20 protein-coding genes and 1 rRNA gene are annotated in these 16,094 nt (G+C 50.2%); 9 read left to right on the top strand and 12 right to left on the bottom strand.

Annotation, left to right across the window (positions count from 1 at the left end):
- Positions 1-153: 153 nt before the first annotated feature.
- From PU683_RS05805 to PU683_RS05770, 8 genes are all read right to left on the bottom strand, one after another.
- Positions 154-522, bottom strand: a complete 369-nt coding sequence (locus tag PU683_RS05805; protein WP_277170622.1) for a hypothetical protein — start codon at positions 520-522, stop codon at positions 154-156.
- Positions 512-1,642 (bottom strand): hypothetical protein, encoded by a 1,131-nt coding sequence (locus tag PU683_RS05800; protein ID WP_277170621.1) that lies wholly within the window; start codon positions 1,640-1,642, stop codon positions 512-514. Before PU683_RS05800 ends, PU683_RS05805 begins: the two co-directional genes overlap by 11 nt.
- Positions 1,643-1,768: 126 nt before the next feature.
- Positions 1,769-2,008 carry a hypothetical protein gene (locus tag PU683_RS05795; protein ID WP_346771059.1) on the bottom strand — a complete coding sequence of 80 codons (240 nt, stop codon included), beginning with the start codon at positions 2,006-2,008 and terminating at the stop codon, positions 1,769-1,771.
- A gap of 222 nt (positions 2,009-2,230) precedes the next feature.
- Positions 2,231-3,598, bottom strand: a complete 1,368-nt coding sequence (locus tag PU683_RS05790; RefSeq protein ID WP_277170619.1) for a helicase RepA family protein — start codon at positions 3,596-3,598, stop codon at positions 2,231-2,233.
- On the bottom strand, positions 3,595-3,963 hold the full coding sequence (locus tag PU683_RS05785; RefSeq protein WP_216296058.1) for a hypothetical protein: 369 nt from the start codon (positions 3,961-3,963) through the stop codon (positions 3,595-3,597). The genes PU683_RS05790 and PU683_RS05785 overlap by 4 nt, the downstream gene beginning before the upstream one ends.
- Complete coding sequence (locus PU683_RS05780; RefSeq protein WP_277170618.1) at positions 3,960-4,271, bottom strand: hypothetical protein; 312 nt, start codon at positions 4,269-4,271, stop codon at positions 3,960-3,962. Before PU683_RS05780 ends, PU683_RS05785 begins: the two co-directional genes overlap by 4 nt.
- Complete coding sequence (locus tag PU683_RS05775; protein WP_277170617.1) at positions 4,264-4,476, bottom strand: hypothetical protein; 213 nt, start codon at positions 4,474-4,476, stop codon at positions 4,264-4,266. Before PU683_RS05775 ends, PU683_RS05780 begins: the two co-directional genes overlap by 8 nt.
- Complete coding sequence (locus PU683_RS05770) at positions 4,469-4,669, bottom strand: host cell division inhibitor Icd-like protein (protein ID WP_277170616.1); 201 nt, start codon at positions 4,667-4,669, stop codon at positions 4,469-4,471. The genes PU683_RS05775 and PU683_RS05770 overlap by 8 nt, the downstream gene beginning before the upstream one ends.
- Positions 4,670-4,865: 196 nt before the next feature.
- Between PU683_RS05770 and PU683_RS05765 the strand changes: the two genes are divergently transcribed.
- A complete protein-coding gene (locus PU683_RS05765) occupies positions 4,866-5,060 on the top strand; it encodes a YlcI/YnfO family protein (protein ID WP_277170615.1) in 195 nt (64 codons plus the stop codon).
- Positions 5,060-5,299: a hypothetical protein gene (locus tag PU683_RS05760; protein ID WP_277170614.1), complete on the top strand. Its 240-nt coding sequence runs from the start codon at positions 5,060-5,062 to the stop codon at positions 5,297-5,299. Before PU683_RS05765 ends, PU683_RS05760 begins: the two co-directional genes overlap by 1 nt.
- A 421-nt stretch (positions 5,300-5,720) precedes the next feature.
- Here the strand turns inward: PU683_RS05760 and PU683_RS05755 are convergent, their stop codons facing one another.
- From PU683_RS05755 to PU683_RS05745, 3 genes are all read right to left on the bottom strand, one after another.
- Entirely contained in the window at positions 5,721-5,927 is a 207-nt protein-coding gene (locus PU683_RS05755; protein WP_277170613.1) for a helix-turn-helix transcriptional regulator, read from the bottom strand.
- An 89-nt stretch (positions 5,928-6,016) separates the two neighbouring features.
- Positions 6,017-6,724 carry a hypothetical protein gene (locus tag PU683_RS05750; protein ID WP_277170612.1) on the bottom strand — a complete coding sequence of 236 codons (708 nt, stop codon included), beginning with the start codon at positions 6,722-6,724 and terminating at the stop codon, positions 6,017-6,019.
- Positions 6,721-7,944, bottom strand: a complete 1,224-nt coding sequence (locus PU683_RS05745; RefSeq protein ID WP_277170611.1) for a tyrosine-type recombinase/integrase — start codon at positions 7,942-7,944, stop codon at positions 6,721-6,723. Before PU683_RS05745 ends, PU683_RS05750 begins: the two co-directional genes overlap by 4 nt.
- A gap of 351 nt (positions 7,945-8,295) precedes the next feature.
- On the opposite strand from PU683_RS05745, the gene PU683_RS05740 reads away from it, so the two are divergent.
- From PU683_RS05740 to PU683_RS05710, 7 genes are all read left to right on the top strand, one after another.
- Complete coding sequence (locus PU683_RS05740) at positions 8,296-8,457, top strand: DUF2556 family protein (RefSeq protein WP_187800293.1); 162 nt, start codon at positions 8,296-8,298, stop codon at positions 8,455-8,457.
- 165 nt (positions 8,458-8,622) lie between these two features.
- Positions 8,623-10,710 (top strand): putative bifunctional diguanylate cyclase/phosphodiesterase, encoded by a 2,088-nt coding sequence (locus PU683_RS05735; RefSeq protein ID WP_277170610.1) that lies wholly within the window; start codon positions 8,623-8,625, stop codon positions 10,708-10,710.
- A 335-nt stretch (positions 10,711-11,045) separates the two neighbouring features.
- On the top strand, positions 11,046-11,267 hold the full coding sequence (locus PU683_RS05730; protein WP_187800295.1) for a lipoprotein: 222 nt from the start codon (positions 11,046-11,048) through the stop codon (positions 11,265-11,267).
- 473 nt (positions 11,268-11,740) lie between these two features.
- Positions 11,741-12,766, top strand: a complete 1,026-nt coding sequence (locus tag PU683_RS05725) for an amino acid ABC transporter substrate-binding protein (protein ID WP_277170609.1) — start codon at positions 11,741-11,743, stop codon at positions 12,764-12,766.
- Between the two features lie 73 nt (positions 12,767-12,839).
- Positions 12,840-14,021, top strand: a complete 1,182-nt coding sequence (locus PU683_RS05720; protein ID WP_277170608.1) for an amino acid ABC transporter permease — start codon at positions 12,840-12,842, stop codon at positions 14,019-14,021.
- A 66-nt stretch (positions 14,022-14,087) separates the two neighbouring features.
- Positions 14,088-15,134, top strand: a complete 1,047-nt coding sequence (locus PU683_RS05715; protein ID WP_431190952.1) for an amino acid ABC transporter permease — start codon at positions 14,088-14,090, stop codon at positions 15,132-15,134.
- A gap of 8 nt (positions 15,135-15,142) precedes the next feature.
- On the top strand, positions 15,143-15,901 hold the full coding sequence (locus PU683_RS05710; protein ID WP_054803019.1) for an amino acid ABC transporter ATP-binding protein: 759 nt from the start codon (positions 15,143-15,145) through the stop codon (positions 15,899-15,901).
- A gap of 118 nt (positions 15,902-16,019) precedes the next feature.
- Here PU683_RS05710 and rrf read toward each other — a convergent pair.
- Positions 16,020-16,094: ribosomal RNA gene (gene rrf / locus PU683_RS22410) — 5S ribosomal RNA — on the bottom strand; the annotation flags it as partial.

Genomic DNA, 16,094 nt, shown 5'->3' with positions numbered 1-16,094 from the left:
AAGGAAACCGTCGCAGAACGGAAAACCAGGTGGACAGTGGCGGCTCACGTCTGAGTGCCACTCATCAATCTATATATGAAAATACACGAGTAAATATTATTTTTGGAAGCTGAACCACAACGAAAAGCAACGAACAAAAGATTTACAAATCACCTAAACCTTATGTAACCAACCTCGAGCTTCTGCAATTGCTTTTAATGTCTTTGACATTCTGGTTATTGGCCCATTTTCATAAGGGGTAAAATCTAACAGTACATGCTCAGGGAACGGTTCAGGATCAGGAACGACAGGAAGCCCATTTCCCGAGCATTCTTCCTGCGTTAACCCCATGACACCAACAGAATTAAGCTCGAGTGTAGTAGTGTAGTGTTCAAAAGCTTTCTCAGCCGAAATCATACTACCATCATAAGCAGACAGTTTTTTCTCGTCTTTGGGAGTGGGCCGAAAAGCTTGCGAAGTGACTCTGCCATTTTGCACAAAGCTGGAATTAATCTGCCGAAAAATCAAATCATCACTCTTCATTATTTTGCTCCCGTAATTCTGATAATTTACCGTTTAAATCGGCCCACCCAGCGTCTTCATCAAGTGAAATCTCACACGCAAGATCAGAACTATTTATCATATTAAGAACATGATAAAAGCCAATTTTACTTTTAGGATCAATTTCTAAGGAGACATCGTTATTAGCGAGATCCCATTCAGCTAAAACGCCACCTTCAGGTGTTGGGAATAAGTAAGGCCACGGCAAACTTTCGTCATAAGCGGTTGAAAAACAGTCAGAAAGCCATTTCAAAAACTCTCTTTCAGGCGCTAATCCTTTTCCGTCCAACCAACCATTTTCTAAAATGGAAAGTTCCTCAATCCTGGCAAAAACATCGTTCTGCTCAAGAGAAATAATATGCTCAATGCTCTCAATTACTTCCAAACGCCCTAGTCGGGTATAACGCCCCACTCCCTCTATAGTAACTTTGGCATTGTCACCATAGCGTTCAAAAACATCCATTATAATAGGCTTGTGCTGAAATGACATTGGTGCGCTTATTCTATTTCCACTCACCAATGCAATAGTAAAACTCATCTTCTCTTGATCTACTTCTGGAATAGTTCCTGTCAAAGTAACACTATCGGTTAAAGCCTGAACCTGTGAAGCTAAAATCAATTTCCTTCTAACTGAAAGATCGAATTTTGCTTTTCTACTTTGAGATTCCGGCCGAAATTCTATTAATTCATCCTCGAGCAAGCTTCGACCAAACCTATCAAACATACCCAATAAATTACCGGGAAGATGCTGATGGAAGTCTTCCGAATTAGCCGCAGCATCAATGACATTTATAAAAGTTTCTCTTGCCTTTTCAAAATAAGAAAGGTTTTGCGGAAACATATCATTGCTTGAAACGGAAAGGTTTATATTAGGAACGGCACTCCCCTCTTCCACGTTCGAGAGCTGAAGAGATATACCATCGGTGAATCCTCTTGGTGTTCTTTTCCTTGCAGAATGATCTTGTAAATAAAGCCATTTAGCGATTTCGATAATCATTTCTTCTAGAACAGATAAATCTTTGAGCAACTCAAACGGAATTGAGTGCTCTTCAAATCTTTTACCCACCATTCTAGGCTTGAGAAACAATGATGTTCTCTTCATAGTCAGTTCCTTCGAAGCTTATAGTCCCCAGCTCATTAGCATAACGTAGCATTTTTCTTTTTTTCTTCCAGTAAAATTTGGATGGCTCGAATTCAAGAGACCATGCCACCTTCAAGAAAAGGGCTATTAATCAACCACACACATCATCTTTTCTCGTAGAGAACTAAGTTGCTCTATCAGAACATCAAGCTGGTGGCGGTTAGTCGCAAAAATTTCGCCAGAAAGCGTACTGCGTAAAAAGTCATGGTGGTCAATCCAGAAGTACGCCCCATCGTACAGAGCGCGGCGATAGTCCTCTATGTTCATGGTGATAAGATTACTAATCCCAAACTGGTCATGATGCTCTTTTATTTCCTGAATACTCATTGGCATAAATTACCTTTTTGTTGTCTCATTTGCCGCACTTAACGCCGCATTTATATACGCCGCACTTTATGCCGCACTTATTTTTGTAAAAAATGCCGCAAATCCAGCAACCATAAGGGTTAGAGCGCAATGCCGCACTTAGCCTGCATATACATGGACTAAGTGCGGCATTCGGCTAAACCCCCCCCCTTCGCGCCGCACCTGCCGCATTTAACGCCGCACTTATTCCAGTGTTACCGGGCAAAGTTCATTGCCATCGATGCGGATAATCCCTTCGCTTTCCAGCTTATCTAGCCAGCGGGGAAAAGACTTTCTCACCTTCTCCGCGCCAAGCGTTGCCCTCAGATCGTCTTTAACCACCGCAATAGTGCATGGCTCTCCCCTTGCAGTACGGCTTCGGACAGCCTGCCACAGAGCCTGGTGGTTATCGGTGAGCCGGGAAACACCAGCCAGATCAGGATCAACCTCTTTAGCCTCGCGGGGGATATCGCGAACCACCAGCGAGCAAACCATCTCTCCATCTTCATCGGTGTACAACTCAGCAGCGCGCAGATCATATGCACGGCGTTCCGGCTCTTCTGCATCCTTCATCTTGGTACATGACAGGATCAGCGCCTGCCCTTCCCCCTCCCGTTTCACGTTAAATTCAGCATCCAGTGCTGCCCGGAAAGAACTGGAACCGCGCGCGCCTTTGGCCTCATCCTTGCCCGAGTGATGAACCACCAGTACGGTAGCTCCGGTTCTCTGTTTGATAACGTCGCAGCCCTCTATAAACGCCCCCATATCGCGGGCATCGTTTTCATCATTGCCACCGAAACAGCGGGCAAGCGTGTCGATCACCACCAGGCGAACAGGCATACCACAGTCCGCTGTAATCTGCCTGGCGGCAAGAACCACCTCTGATACCTCAGATTCACGTACCGGGAACACCGGGCGATTCACCAGCCAGAGGTTATCCACCTGCAGGCCGTGCGCCTGTTCCCAGGCCCTGATCCGCCGCGGGACACCCACACCACCTTCACCAACCACATAAAGCACGGCCCCCTGTTCTACCTTCCTGCCTGACCAGGCGGCACCGGCAGCGATGTGACAAGCCCAGGACACCGCGAGGAAACTCTTATATGAACCGCTGGGGCCGTAGATGCTGCACAGAGACTGCGCCGGGAGCATATGCTTGATCACATAGTCCTGCCGGACGTTGTAGCCCTCAGAACCACGTGTAAGAGGCAGTTTAGTCCGTCGCTCACCAGTAGTGGCCTCAGGAAAAGCACGCTGTATACGCTGCATGTCTGCCAGCCAGGCATTCATCTCGTCCTCGCCGATCTCATCTACGAGTACAGAACGGCGAGCATTAATCATCTGCTTTCGATTAGTATCGAGAAAACCGGCATCGCACAGCTCCTCATACGGCATTTCAACTATCTCTTTTAACCGCACCGCCAGCTTGCCATAGCGGGTTGTCGGATCTTTATGCTGGTGGATGGCTTTATCCGCATCCGTGCGGCTATAGTTTCGTCCATGCGCCCACAGATAGGAGCAGGTAAACAGGGCATCAGATACTGTTTCTATTGCTGCGAGTTGAATAGTCATTGCGGTATACCTCCGCTCATCTGGAACTTACCAAGCAAAGGATGGAACCAGTAGGCTGAGCCGTATTTACGTTTGGCACTGCGAAGCACCAGCCGCGCCGCCTCCCTGAATTTCTCATCAGGGGCAATGAAGCCACCAGCTTTCATTTTGACCAGCATCACGCCAGTGTTTTTAGCCAGCTCCTCGGCTTTTTTGGTCGATATTCCAAACTCGGCCGCCAGCGTAACAACAGGCGTCATTCCCGGCGGGATCTCACCGCCCTGGCTGTCAGTTAATGAGCGAACATGCTGCTCAAGTTCCAGCACCCGGTTCACCAGCAGATCAACGCGCTTTTCAAGCTCGTTAAATTTGACGTTACTGATCATGACTGAGCCTCCCCGCGACGCTTACTGAGCACATAACTCGCCGTCGTGCTGTTTTGCTCCAGCGCCTGGGCTAATCGTGGAAGATGGCGCAGCGCATCACCGACCAGCACTAAATCTCTCCGGGCGTCTTCGTCTGAATAGTCCTCTGATTGCACAGCATCGAGAGTCAGATTGCCGATCAGGGTTAAAACGCTGGTTATGGCAAAGACTCCTGCGCCATAAACGTCACTGGACTCCGATAAATCTTCATCACTGTGGCCTCTAAAATCAGGAGCCTGCTTAACCAGCTGGTGGTAAATATCACGCACTGCGCACCTCCACGTCTTTCAAGGCATGAATGGCCGTGAAAATATCAGCGGCGATTGAGCGAATCCCTCCAATTGCTGTTTCGATATCACCCGACTCCATTTCATTACAGGCAATCTCAAGCGCAACCATCAGCGCTTCTACCTGGCTGGACCGCGCCAATAAATCAGTGAAATGAACATTGCTCTCTATGGTCTGCTTAGCCATGGCGCACCTCCGACGCTGGCAAGCGTGCTGCCAGTGATAGGATAAAGTGCGGGGCAAGAATGCTGCGGGCTTCAAGTTCGGTTGCAGCCTCAACAGACAGGCGGCAGGGCCTGGATTTTTTGTCGTGGCGGTTGAGGGCGAGAAAACGCCATGTAAATTTTGGGCGAGTTTGGGTAGACTGATTGTCAGCCATAACTGTTACCTCGAATAACGGTTTGTGGTAAGAGGCCCGGTTAGTGCTGGTAACACTTCCGGGCTTCGCTGTATCTGTGTTAAGGCAACACAAGGTGTTGAACACCAATTTAAGCAAAGGTGTTGAACACGTCAAGTGTTGAACACTTTTTTTATTTAGGCCATACTGTCCAACACCTTTTGGGGAGCGAAACAACATGGCAACAAAAGCAATTAATCGTAAATCGCAAACTATCGCCGCACGAGTTCCACATGACATTGCAGGCGCAATTGAGCAATTGAAAGAACCTGGCGAAAGTACGGGGCAGTTTGTCGTGGCAGCCTTAGAAGGCGAGATCAAGCGCCGCCTCCGTACACAGAGCAAGCAATTAGTTAAAGGGGATACTGAATAATGACCAGAAATCGTCTTAGCAGAGAGCAAGCTATAGATAAAATGAAGACTGAACTTTCCCCCTTCATTGTCGAAACCGATAACGCATACGAAACAGATCCAATAAGTTATAGAATACTCGCCTCTGCTGAAGATGATAATTATATTGAGCATGGCGAGTTTGGTTATAAAGACTACTCGAGACCAGAGGTGTTGCTTCCCCGTCTCAAGCGAATAAAAGAATGGCTCGAGGGACTTTAAAAGGAATTGATGCTGAGTATCGAGGTGATAATTGGCAGAATTCAGTCCTCGGATAATATTCACCTCATCCAATATTGTGGAGATGATATTAAAGGTGTATGGCATCAGCGCATACTCCTGCTGGATGCAAGTAGCGAGTTGCATATTCGCAACTCGGTTACTCGGTAACTTCCACCAGCGGTGTAAGTTAATAATCTCTAAAATTTCGGCGGTCAACTCACTGCAATGGAGGACGTTAGAATCGGCTGAAATTTCAATGCCCAACAACTCACCCCATTGGGGGAAGTTAAAAGCTCCTGTATTTGCAGGAACGGTTAGGCTTTGACCACCAGCGCAACGCCTGGTGTGCTGATCCTGTTTCGTTGTAATGAATTGGCGGTCATGCGGGGCCGCCTTTGTTTTATCTGACATAGCCTACCCCTTACACCACTTTGCGGCTGTGCTGCCAAGCAGTAACCTCAGAAAGAAGCCAGCCAACAGCGCGACCACCTAATTTACGACGAGCGGGAAACTGTCCTGATTTTTCCATCATGTATCGGGTTGTGCGACAGATTCCGGTTAACTGACGGCACTCAGCTTCACGGATAACACGCTCCGCGGGTAAGGATGGATGCTTAAAGTGATTCATATAAAAACGCCCTCGTTCGTTACAGTTCGAGGGCATTAAAGATGGTTTGTTAAAAGGAGTTGGCGATATCAACTAACTCAAGGGTGATATCACTTTCTTCCTAAGTATCTCGCCCATGTCTGTTTATCTGTTTTGGGCATTTCAATACCTTGAGCGGCGGCGACTGATTCGACTAAAGAGATTATCTTTGCAACTGGCACCGTATCAACATCGATGCCCTTCAATTCAGGAATCATTTTTATAAGCTGAGGAATAATTTCAGCCTTTTTAGCTATTGTTTTATTTGATTCGCCTGTGCCGGATTTATTAAAGAGCGCTATATCTTTTTCCAAAACACATAGTCGACTCTTTTCAATTACAACAGGTTTATTAAGAAAATTAATATCTAAAGGATAGCCTCCCACCCCAGCATCCTTTTCCGAAGAAACCTGCTGCACAGATATACTTCGCTCACCAAACTCTAAAGGAGAAACATTATAACCATCAAGATAAAACAACCCATCAATCATTCCAGAATAATAGCCAGATGGTCTAAATGGCTGATGGTCATCTATTTTCATAATGTCATAAACAGACCATTGCTCACCAGCTATAGAATTAAAGGAATCAATACACCCCTCTAATTCATCCGTCATATTTAGATGCATTAACTTACCATCATCTAATCTAAAGCTATTCATATATACATATACATCTAATTCACCGATAGAAATAAGATGTAATACATCACTTTCTTGGCATTGCATCCTTTTTGCTGCTTCAGCTATTGGATAATATTTCCTTGTGGGTAGGTTCATTTAATTATCCTCATCAAAACAACATTATCTGGATTTTCAGAAAGTAGATTTAAGCGATCCATCCATTTATTCAGCGCATCCAGCTTCTCCGGCAGATACTGACTACGGTTGTATACGGCCATGACACCGCCGAGCGTATGCCCCAGCAGCTGCTCAACTACATGTGGAGCAATCCCCATATTGTTAAGCGTGGTGGCAAAAGTCCGGCGCAGGTCGTGAAGCGTCCAGGGTTCGGCGTGGCCAAGACGTTTATAGATACCCCGCCCCCACTGGCTGACAGCTTCCGGTTTCTTCATTTCGCCCAGCAGCAGGCCGCTATCCCGGTTTTGCTCTATCAGAGAAGTGATATATGGCCTCATGGCGCCTGGTATCGGTCGCAATATTTTCTCGCCGCCCTTGCTGTGCTCTTTAGGAACCGTCCAGATCCAGTCATGCAGATCCCACTCCTTAATTGCTGATAACCTAAGTTCCTGGGTGCGGCAGCCGAACACTACCAGCAGGCGCAGCAGCGAGGCATAGTAAGGTTTGAATTTCAGGGCGGTACTCTCGCGCCAGATATCGGCAAGCTCCTGCCGGGTATGCTCCCTGTCGCGCTTCTCCTGCTTTTTACCCACATCATCAATGGTCAGATCGCTTAGCGCATTGCTCGATGCGTAGCGGTGAACACGGCAGAATTTCAACGCCTGTTTGCACATCTGCAAGAGGTAGCCGGCGGCAACCGGTGCATCTTTGCTGATGCGGGAAAAACATTCCAGCCAGTGCCGGGTTTCGCACATGGAAAGCGGGTAATCGCCTATATAAGGAAAGATGTGCTTATTGAGTTGCTCAACGTGCTTACTAACGTTCGCACGCCGCCGGGAAGCATACTCACGGATCCAGTAATCAAGTGCTTCTTTTACCGTGACCGGCTTTAAAGCTTCCTGAGTGGTGATGTTGAGATGGTGCTTCGGATTTTTACCCTCGGCCAGCCATGTGCGGCACTGCTCCCGCTTTTCACGTGCTGCTTTTAGAGACAGATCTGGGTAATTACCCAGCTTCATACGCTGCGGCGCTGTAGTTCGACCGCCGATACGGTACGTGTAATACCAGGTCATGATGCCAACCTTCGACACTTTCACGCTCAGGCCGTCTCCATCAGCGTAAAAGTTGTCGCCGGGACTCTCCCTTCCGACCATCTTACGCAGCGATGTATCGCTTAATTTATTCGTACCACCAGCCATAAAAACCTCAGTTCATTCGCAGGACTGACTACACCACTGACTACACATCTCAATGTTACCTCATGAACAACAATGAACAAAGGCGAGCAGAAAAAGATAATTTTTACTTTCATATCATAAAGATGGGTAAGCACTACTAAACCAGTACGAACCATGTAAAACGTAGGTTTTGAAAATACGGCATGAACTGATTCGTCAGTGAGTGGTGTTGATAAAAAGGCGCTGACCGGCATGGGTAAGCGCCTTTTTTATTGCCTGAAATGACGCTAAAAAGAGCGCTTTCATCGGCATTACCTCAGTGCAAAATCGTGTATATTTTCCGCAAATGGTTGCAAGAAAGGGAGAGATGGAATGATTCGCAAATATGGGTGGCTGCTGGTTTTCGCTCTCTCGATCTTTGCGCTGGATGGCTTAATCATGCAGTGGATCGAGTATCTGACTACTGACATTAATAAATGCCGCAATATGAATTCCGTCAATCCACTCAAACTGGTTAACTGCGATTCTCTCTAAGTGATTGCTTGTTGCGATATTTCGAAAAAATGCAGCGATCGCCCTGATTAGCGCAGGGATTTAAATCGATTTGAGTCCTTCCCAGACAGTGATAATGTCTCAGCCCTTTTCGCCTCTACGCCCGTAGCAATACGTATCGCCCTTAGTGAGTGAGTTGATGACATCATGCTGGTTAGCCAATACGACTATATCCTTGTTGTTGTTTCGTTTGTTGTAGCCATTTTGGCCTCTTATACCGCCCTGAATATGGCTGGACGCGTCTCCACCAGCACCGGAACCGCATCCTGGGTGTGGCTGAGCGGCGGCGGCGTGGCGATGGGGATCGGCATCTGGGCCATGCACTTTATCGGCATGCTGGCGATGAATATGTCGATGAACATGCGCTACGAGCCCGTTCTCACCGGCTTATCGATGGCGATCGCGATTGGCTCTTCGCTGTTTGCGCTGTGGCTGGTGAGCTCGCCAAAACTCCACCTGCGTCGGCTTATCCCCGGCTCTGTTGTGATGGGTCTCGGCATTGCCGCGATGCATTACACCGGTATGGCGGCGCTGCAGGTCTCGCCGGCGATTGTCTGGCATAAAGGGTGGATTGCGCTCTCTATACTCATTGCCCTCGCGGCCTCGTTTGCGGCGTTATGGCTCACCTTCCGCCTGCGCCACGAAGCAGCACAGGTTGCGCTTATGCGCTTTGGCGCGGCCATCTTAATGGGGCTGGCTATCACCGGCATGCACTACACCGGAATGATGGCGGCGCAGATCCCCTTCCAGCACCATCACATTGCCATGGCGCATCACGGTTTCAATAACAACTGGCTCGCCGTGCTGGTCAGCATGATGGCCTTTTCCGTGCTCGGCATTACCTTGCTGGTGTCGATGTTTGATGCCCGTTTACAGGCACGGACCTCGCTGCTTGCCACATCGCTTGCGGCTGCAAACCGCGAGCTGGCGAGGCTGGCGCTGCACGACACGTTAACGCGCCTGCCCAACCGCGTCCTGCTGGAAGATCGCATTGAGCAGGCGATCAATAAAGCCTGCCGTGAAGGGCGCATGTTTGCGCTGATGTTTATGGATCTCGATGGCTTTAAAACAGTCAACGACGCATGGGGCCATGATATCGGCGATAAGTTACTGATAGCGGTGACCGAGCGGCTCACTCAGCAGCTACAGGGGCAATATACGCTGGCGCGCATTGGGGGTGATGAATTCGTGCTGCTGGCGGAGATTGCCGCGCCGGACGATGCCGCAACGATCGCCAGCTCGCTTATCCGCGCAGTCGATCGTCCTTTTACTATCGATCCTTATGATGTGATGGTGACACTGAGTATCGGTATCGCTCTCTACCCTGACGATGGCAAAAATGAGCGCGAGTTGATGTTCAATGCCGATGCGGCGATGTATCACACCAAACATATGGGTCGTAACGGGTATCACTTCTTTCAGCCCTCAATGAACCGGCTGGCGCAAACCCAGCTGCAGCTGCTTAATGATTTGTGGATGGCGCTGGAGCGTCATGAGTTCCGCCTCGTTTACCAACCTAAATTTCAGGCCCCTTCCGGTCCGGTTGTCGGTTTTGAAGCGCTGTTGCGCTGGCATCATCCCCATCAGGGTGTGTTAAGCCCGGATCTCTTTTTGCCGCTGGCGGAGAAAACCGGCCTGATTGTTCCGCTCGGTGACTGGGTAATCGATGAGGCTTGCCGCCAGCTCAGCGAGTGGCGTCAGCAGGGGCACACGGAGTGGTCGATAGCCGTTAACCTCTCGACGCTACAGTTCGAGCACAGCGCGCTGGTAGAAACGATTCTGGGCGCGCTAAGCAAGCATAATGTTCCACCTGAGAAACTGATCCTTGAGGTCACTGAAACGACGGCAATGAGTAACCCCGACGAGAGCGTGCGGGTATTGACCGAACTGAGCGACGCGGGCGTAAAAGCATCAATTGATGATTTCGGTACCGGTTACTCAAGCTTGCTTTACCTTAAGCGTCTGCCGGCATGCGAGCTGAAGATCGATCGCGCCTTTGTCCGCGAGCTGGGTCAGGAGGGTGAAGATGCCACAATTGTCTCCGCCATCGTCGCGCTAGCCAGAACCCTGAATCTCAAAGTGGTGGCTGAAGGTGTCGAGACGGAGCAGCAGCAGGCATTTCTCACCGAACTGGGCTGTAATACGTTGCAGGGTTATCTGTTAGGGAAACCAGTCAGTGCAGAAACGATTACCGCTCAGGGGAAAAACTTCACGCCTGTCGAAAAGGGAGTGTGAGTTTCAAAGATTAAATGAAGGCGTCTGCGGACGCTTTTATTTTACGTCAGTGACAAATTAGATTATTCTCATGCTCTTAAACGTAGATTGCGGTTTTTAAACGCTGTTTTTATCTTCCATTTTTCTGAATCTCACTTTTATTTATCTCTCCTCCATAATTTCTGCACGATTTCGCTTAAATTCCTTTTTTAACTTCATTAATTTTACACAGGACATATCTGGACATTATTGCCCCGATGAATCTGTTTTAGCGAATGATAAAATCAAGCAATAGATACAGACCAGATATTGCGACTGTTGATATCAGGAGTCGCCGTTACATAGAGGTAATTACAATGAAAAAAATGATCTCCGTCGCACTGCTGGCAACCTTCCTCGCGGGCTGTGCACATGACTCCCCTTGCGTACCGGTCTACGACGATCAGGGCCGCCTGGTGCATACTAATACCTGCATGAAAGGCACCACCCAGGATAACTGGGAAACAGCAGGCGCGATTGCCGGCGGTGCGGCAGCCCTTGCCGGCTTAACGCTCGGTATTGTGGCTCTCACCAAATAGTCCTCTTAAGCGCGGTTTTCCGCGCTTTTGCTTTATTACGGTGCAGCAATTTTTCATTTCGTCGCTTTTGCTATCGTAAACGTGCATTGATTTATGCAATAAGCATCGTTTTTTTATATTTCATCACCTCATTTCGACCCCATGGTTTCTATTACGTGATTACATTAACAAATCAACCTCATCCTATTTGATGCTTATATTCACCTGCGAAACTTGTCTGGCAGAAATAGCGTATTAACGGCGCTGTTTTGCTCCATTTTGTGGAGTGCGTTCTATTTTTGCACCAGCCCGGGGCATTGCTTCTTCACTTTCCTGTCTACACTCTTCCTGAAACCTGTTTGATTCCTTTAATACCCTGCATAAATCAACCTGGCATCACCTTTGCTTTATCCACTGCGGCCTTCGCCACAGACAGGTTCAGGCGTTACCCGGACGCCTCATATAACGATAATTTTCGCCACACAGGATGCATTATGAAAAAGATGATGATCGCCAGCCTGGCCGCTGCCGGCGCGCTGTTTGCTGTCGCCAGTCAGGCGCATGCAGGTACGACACTTGATGCTGTTAAAAAGAAAGGGTTTGTTCAGTGCGGGATCAGTGATGGTTTGCCTGGTTTCTCTTATGCAGATGCAAACGGAAAATTCAGCGGTATCGACGTGGATATCTGCCGTGGCGTTGCCGCTGCCCTTTTCGGCGATGACAGCAAAGTGAAATATACCCCGCTGACGGCGAAAGAGCGTTTTACCGCGCTGCAATCCGGTGAAGTGGATATGCTTTCGCGCAATACCACCTGGACCTCCTCGCGTGATGGTGGGATGGGTCTCTCCTTTACCGGCGTGACCTACTATGACGGCATTGGCTTCCTGACCCATAACAAAGCGGGCCTGAAAAGCGCTAAAGAGCTTGATGGCGCAACCGTTTGTATTCAGGCCGGTACCGATACCGAGCTGAATGTGGCGGATTACTTCAAATCCAACAAAATGAGTTACACCCCGGTGACGTTTGATCGCTCTGATGAGTCGGCGAAGGCGCTGGAGTCCGGCCGCTGCGATACGCTGGCTTCCGATCAGTCTCAACTCTATGCGCTGCGTATTAAGCTGAGCAACCCGGCAGAGTGGCTCGTCTTGCCGGAAGTGATTTCGAAAGAGCCGCTAGGCCCGGTGGTGCGCCGCGGTGACGATGACTGGTTCGCCATCGTGCGCTGGACGCTCTTCGCCATGCTGAATGCTGAAGAGATGGGCATTACCTCGAAGAACGTCGATGAGAAAGTGGCAAACCCTGCTACGCCGGATATGGCGCACCTGCTCGGGAAAGAGGGTGACTTCGGCAAAGATCTTAAACTCGATAACAAGTGGGCTTACAACATTATTAAGAAGGTCGGTAACTACTCCGAAGTCTTCGAACGTAACGTCGGTTCTGAAAGCCCACTGAAAATCAAACGAGGCCAGAACAACCTCTGGAACAACGGCGGGATTCAGTACGCTCCGCCGGTGCGTTAATTCGCCGCTGCCGTAACGGGCGTCGCCCAGTGGTGACGCCCAGCCCAGAATTATGGTTACTGAGGTTTTCTCTATGCCCCATCGCCGCCCAACCGTGAAAGGCGCGCTCTCCCTTTCAAACCCTGCGGTTCGCGCCTGGCTGTTTCAAATCCTGGCAATTATCGCCGTGGTTGTTGTTGCCCTCTATTTGCTCCATAACGCGGTGACTAACCTCAACAACCGGGGAATTACCTCCGGCTTCGCCTTCCTCGACCGCGCGGCCGGTTTTGGCATTGTTCAGCACCTGATTGATTATGAACAGGGCGATACCTACGGACGGGTGTTCCTGGTTGGTTTACTGAATACCCTGCTGGTCTCAGCGCTCTGTATTGTTTTCGCCTCACTGCTGGGCTTTTTCCTTGGCCTTGCAAGGCTCTCTGAAAACTGGCTACTGCGAAAGCTGTCGACGATCTATATCGAGACCTTCCGCAATATCCCGCCGCTATTGCAGATCTTCTTCTGGTACTTTGCAGTGCTGCGCAACCTGCCCGGTCCGCGTCAGGCGGTAAATGCCATGGAGCTGGTCTTTCTGAGCAACCGTGGCCTCTATATCCCCTCACCACAAATGGGCGAAGGGATGTTTGCCTTTATCGGCGCGCTGACATTAGCGGCGGCGATCACCGTTGGCCTGTTCCGCTTTAACAAAGCGCATCAGATCAAAACCGGCCAGCTGCGGCGAACCTGGCCGACTGCGCTGGGGCTGATTATCGTCCTGCCGCTGATAGCGCATGCCCTGTTCGGGGCAGCGCTGCATTGGGAAGTACCACAGCTGCGCGGTTTTAACTTCCGCGGCGGTATGGTGCTGATCCCGGAGCTGGCGGCGCTGACCATCGCGCTTTCGGTTTATACCTCCGCCTTTATCGCTGAGATTATTCGCGCCGGGATCCAGTCTGTGCCGCACGGGCAGCATGAGGCGGCACGCTCGCTTGGGCTGCCTCATCCGGTCACGTTGCGGCAGGTGATTATTCCCCAGGCGCTGCGGGTGATCATTCCACCGCTGACCAGCCAGTATCTCAATATTGCTAAGAACTCCTCGCTGGCGGCGGCGATCGGCTACCCCGATATGGTGTCGCTGTTTGCCGGTACGGTGCTGAATCAGACCGGCCAGGCGATTGAAACCATCGCCATTACGATGTCGGTCTATCTGCTTATCAGCCTGTCCATTTCGCTGCTGATGAATATCTATAATCGCCGAATTGCCCTGATTGAGCGCTGAGGATCCATGATGACAAAAGCTATTGTGTCGCCCTCCACGCGCCCACTGCCAGCTGGCAATAACGGCATGCTGCTGTGGGTACGTAAAAATCTCTTTTCAAGCTGGTCAAACTCGCTGCTGACGCTCTTTTGTCTGTGGATGATGTGGGAGCTTATCCCGCCGCTGCTGCAGTGGACGCTGTTCCAGGCGAACTGGGTCGGCTCCACTCGTGCGGACTGCACCAGAGCGGGCGCTTGCTGGGTTTTTATCCATCAACGCTTCGGTCAGTTTATGTATGGGCTCTATCCACACGATCAGCGCTGGCGTATCAACCTGGCGCTGGTTGTTGGCCTGCTCTCTATCGTACCGATGTTCTGGAAAGGGATGCCGCGACGCGGGCGTTACATCGCCTGCTGGGCAGTGCTCTATCCGCTGGTTGTATGGTGGCTGATGTTTGGCGGTTTTCTCGGGCTGGAGCGCGTTGAGACACGTCAGTGGGGCGGGCTGACGCTAACGCTGATTATTGCCTCGGTCGGCATCGCCGGCGCGCTGCCGCTGGGGATTTTACTCGCACTGGGGCGCCGCTCAACGATGCCGGTGGTGCGGATCTTGTCGGTGATGTTTATTGAGTTTTGGCGTGGCGTACCCTTGATTACGGTGCTGTTTATGTCGTCAGTGATGCTGCCGCTATTTATGTCTGAAGGCACTTCCATCGATAAGCTGATCCGTGCACTGGTTGGGGTGATCCTCTTCCAGTCTGCCTATGTGGCAGAAGTGGTACGTGGCGGTTTACAGGCGCTGCCGAAGGGGCAGTACGAAGCGGCTGAGTCACTGGCGCTGGGCTACTGGAAAACGCAGGGGCTGGTGATCCTGCCGCAGGCGTTAAAGCTGGTGATTCCAGGACTGGTGAACACCATTATTGCGCTGTTTAAAGATACCAGCCTTGTGATCATCATCGGCCTGTTTGATCTCTTTAGCAGCGTGCAGCAGGCGACGGTCGATCCCGCCTGGCTTGGGATGTCGACGGAAGGGTATGTCTTCGCTGCGTTAGTCTATTGGGTTTTCTGTTTCAGCATGTCGCGCTATAGCCAGCACCTGGAGAAGCGCTTTAACACCGGGCGTACACCGCACTGAGGATGATGATGAGTAATACAACAATGCAATCTGGCGACGCGATGATCACGCTCGAAAATGTGAATAAGTGGTATGGGCAATTCCATGTATTGAAAGATATTAATCTGCATGTGAAGCAGGGGGAAAGGATCGTACTTTGTGGCCCATCAGGATCAGGGAAGTCGACTACTATTCGCTGTATCAACCACCTGGAAGAGCATCAGCAGGGGCGTATTGTGGTCGACGGTATTGAGCTGAATGAAGATATTCGCAATATCGAGAAGATTCGCCAGGAAGTGGGCATGGTTTTCCAGCACTTCAACCTGTTTCCCCATCTGACCGTTCTGCAGAACTGTACGCTGGCGCCAATATGGGTGCGCAAGATGCCGAAGAAAGAGGCGGAAGCGTTGGCGATGCACTATCTGGAACGGGTACGTATTGCCGAGCATGCGCACAAATTCCCTGGGCAGATATCGGGCGGGCAGCAGCAGCGCGTAGCGATTGCGCGATCGCTCTGTATGAAGCCAAAAATCATGCTTTTTGATGAGCCCACCTCGGCGCTCGACCCGGAAATGGTGAAGGAGGTGCTTGATACCATGATTGGGCTTGCGCAGTCAGGTATGACGATGCTGTGCGTGACCCATGAGATGGGGTTTGCCCGCACCGTCGCGGATCGGGTGATCTTTATGGATCGCGGCGAGATCGTAGAGCAGGCGGCGCCTGACGAGTTCTTTGCGCAGCCGAAATCAGAACGTACACGTGCGTTTTTATCGCAGGTTATTCACTAATTACCGCGTCCTTTCGGCTAAGGCTGCCCAGTGGGCGGCCTTTTTTATCGTCGGGTTGAGCGGGATCCAGAATGACAAAAGGCCCCGTCTTTCGACGAGGCCTTCTGCTTTGTTTTATGCCTGGCAGTTCCCTACTCTCGCATGGGGAGACCCCACACTACCATCGGCGCTACGGCGTTTCACTTCTGAGTTC

The sequence above is a fragment of the Candidatus Kosakonia sp. 282A-S69 genome (genome assembly GCF_029433855.1).
Lineage (GTDB): Bacteria > Pseudomonadota > Gammaproteobacteria > Enterobacterales > Enterobacteriaceae > Kosakonia > Kosakonia cowanii_A.
Note: the sequence above shows the minus strand (reverse complement) of the source record. Positions and strands in the feature narration are given on the sequence as shown.

Bases quoted from the DNA above. Each gene is read 5' to 3' on its own strand.
- PU683_RS05775 (WP_277170617.1), bottom strand. From the start codon at position 4,476: ATGGCTAAGCAGACCATAGAGAGCAATGTTCATTTCACTGATTTATTG.
- PU683_RS05800 (WP_277170621.1), bottom strand. From the start codon at position 1,642: ATGAAGAGAACATCATTGTTTCTCAAGCCTAGAATGGTGGGTAAAAGA.
- PU683_RS05740 (WP_187800293.1), top strand. From the start codon at position 8,296: ATGATTCGCAAATATGGGTGGCTGCTGGTTTTCGCTCTCTCGATCTTT.
- PU683_RS05730 (WP_187800295.1), top strand. From the start codon at position 11,046: ATGAAAAAAATGATCTCCGTCGCACTGCTGGCAACCTTCCTCGCGGGC.
- PU683_RS05755 (WP_277170613.1), bottom strand. From the start codon at position 5,927: ATGAATCACTTTAAGCATCCATCCTTACCCGCGGAGCGTGTTATCCGT.
- PU683_RS05805 (WP_277170622.1), bottom strand. From the start codon at position 522: ATGAAGAGTGATGATTTGATTTTTCGGCAGATTAATTCCAGCTTTGTG.
- PU683_RS05750 (WP_277170612.1), bottom strand. From the start codon at position 6,724: ATGAACCTACCCACAAGGAAATATTATCCAATAGCTGAAGCAGCAAAA.
- PU683_RS05795 (WP_346771059.1), bottom strand. From the start codon at position 2,008: ATGAGTATTCAGGAAATAAAAGAGCATCATGACCAGTTTGGGATTAGT.
- PU683_RS05765 (WP_277170615.1), top strand. From the start codon at position 4,866: ATGGCAACAAAAGCAATTAATCGTAAATCGCAAACTATCGCCGCACGA.
- PU683_RS05725 (WP_277170609.1), top strand. From the start codon at position 11,741: ATGAAAAAGATGATGATCGCCAGCCTGGCCGCTGCCGGCGCGCTGTTT.
- PU683_RS05715 (WP_431190952.1), top strand. From the start codon at position 14,088: ATGCTGCTGTGGGTACGTAAAAATCTCTTTTCAAGCTGGTCAAACTCG.
- PU683_RS05770 (WP_277170616.1), bottom strand. From the start codon at position 4,669: ATGGCTGACAATCAGTCTACCCAAACTCGCCCAAAATTTACATGGCGT.
- PU683_RS05710 (WP_054803019.1), top strand. From the start codon at position 15,143: ATGAGTAATACAACAATGCAATCTGGCGACGCGATGATCACGCTCGAA.
- PU683_RS05760 (WP_277170614.1), top strand. From the start codon at position 5,060: ATGACCAGAAATCGTCTTAGCAGAGAGCAAGCTATAGATAAAATGAAG.
- PU683_RS05735 (WP_277170610.1), top strand. From the start codon at position 8,623: ATGCTGGTTAGCCAATACGACTATATCCTTGTTGTTGTTTCGTTTGTT.
- PU683_RS05790 (WP_277170619.1), bottom strand. From the start codon at position 3,598: ATGACTATTCAACTCGCAGCAATAGAAACAGTATCTGATGCCCTGTTT.
- PU683_RS05785 (WP_216296058.1), bottom strand. From the start codon at position 3,963: ATGATCAGTAACGTCAAATTTAACGAGCTTGAAAAGCGCGTTGATCTG.
- PU683_RS05720 (WP_277170608.1), top strand. From the start codon at position 12,840: ATGCCCCATCGCCGCCCAACCGTGAAAGGCGCGCTCTCCCTTTCAAAC.
- PU683_RS05745 (WP_277170611.1), bottom strand. From the start codon at position 7,944: ATGGCTGGTGGTACGAATAAATTAAGCGATACATCGCTGCGTAAGATG.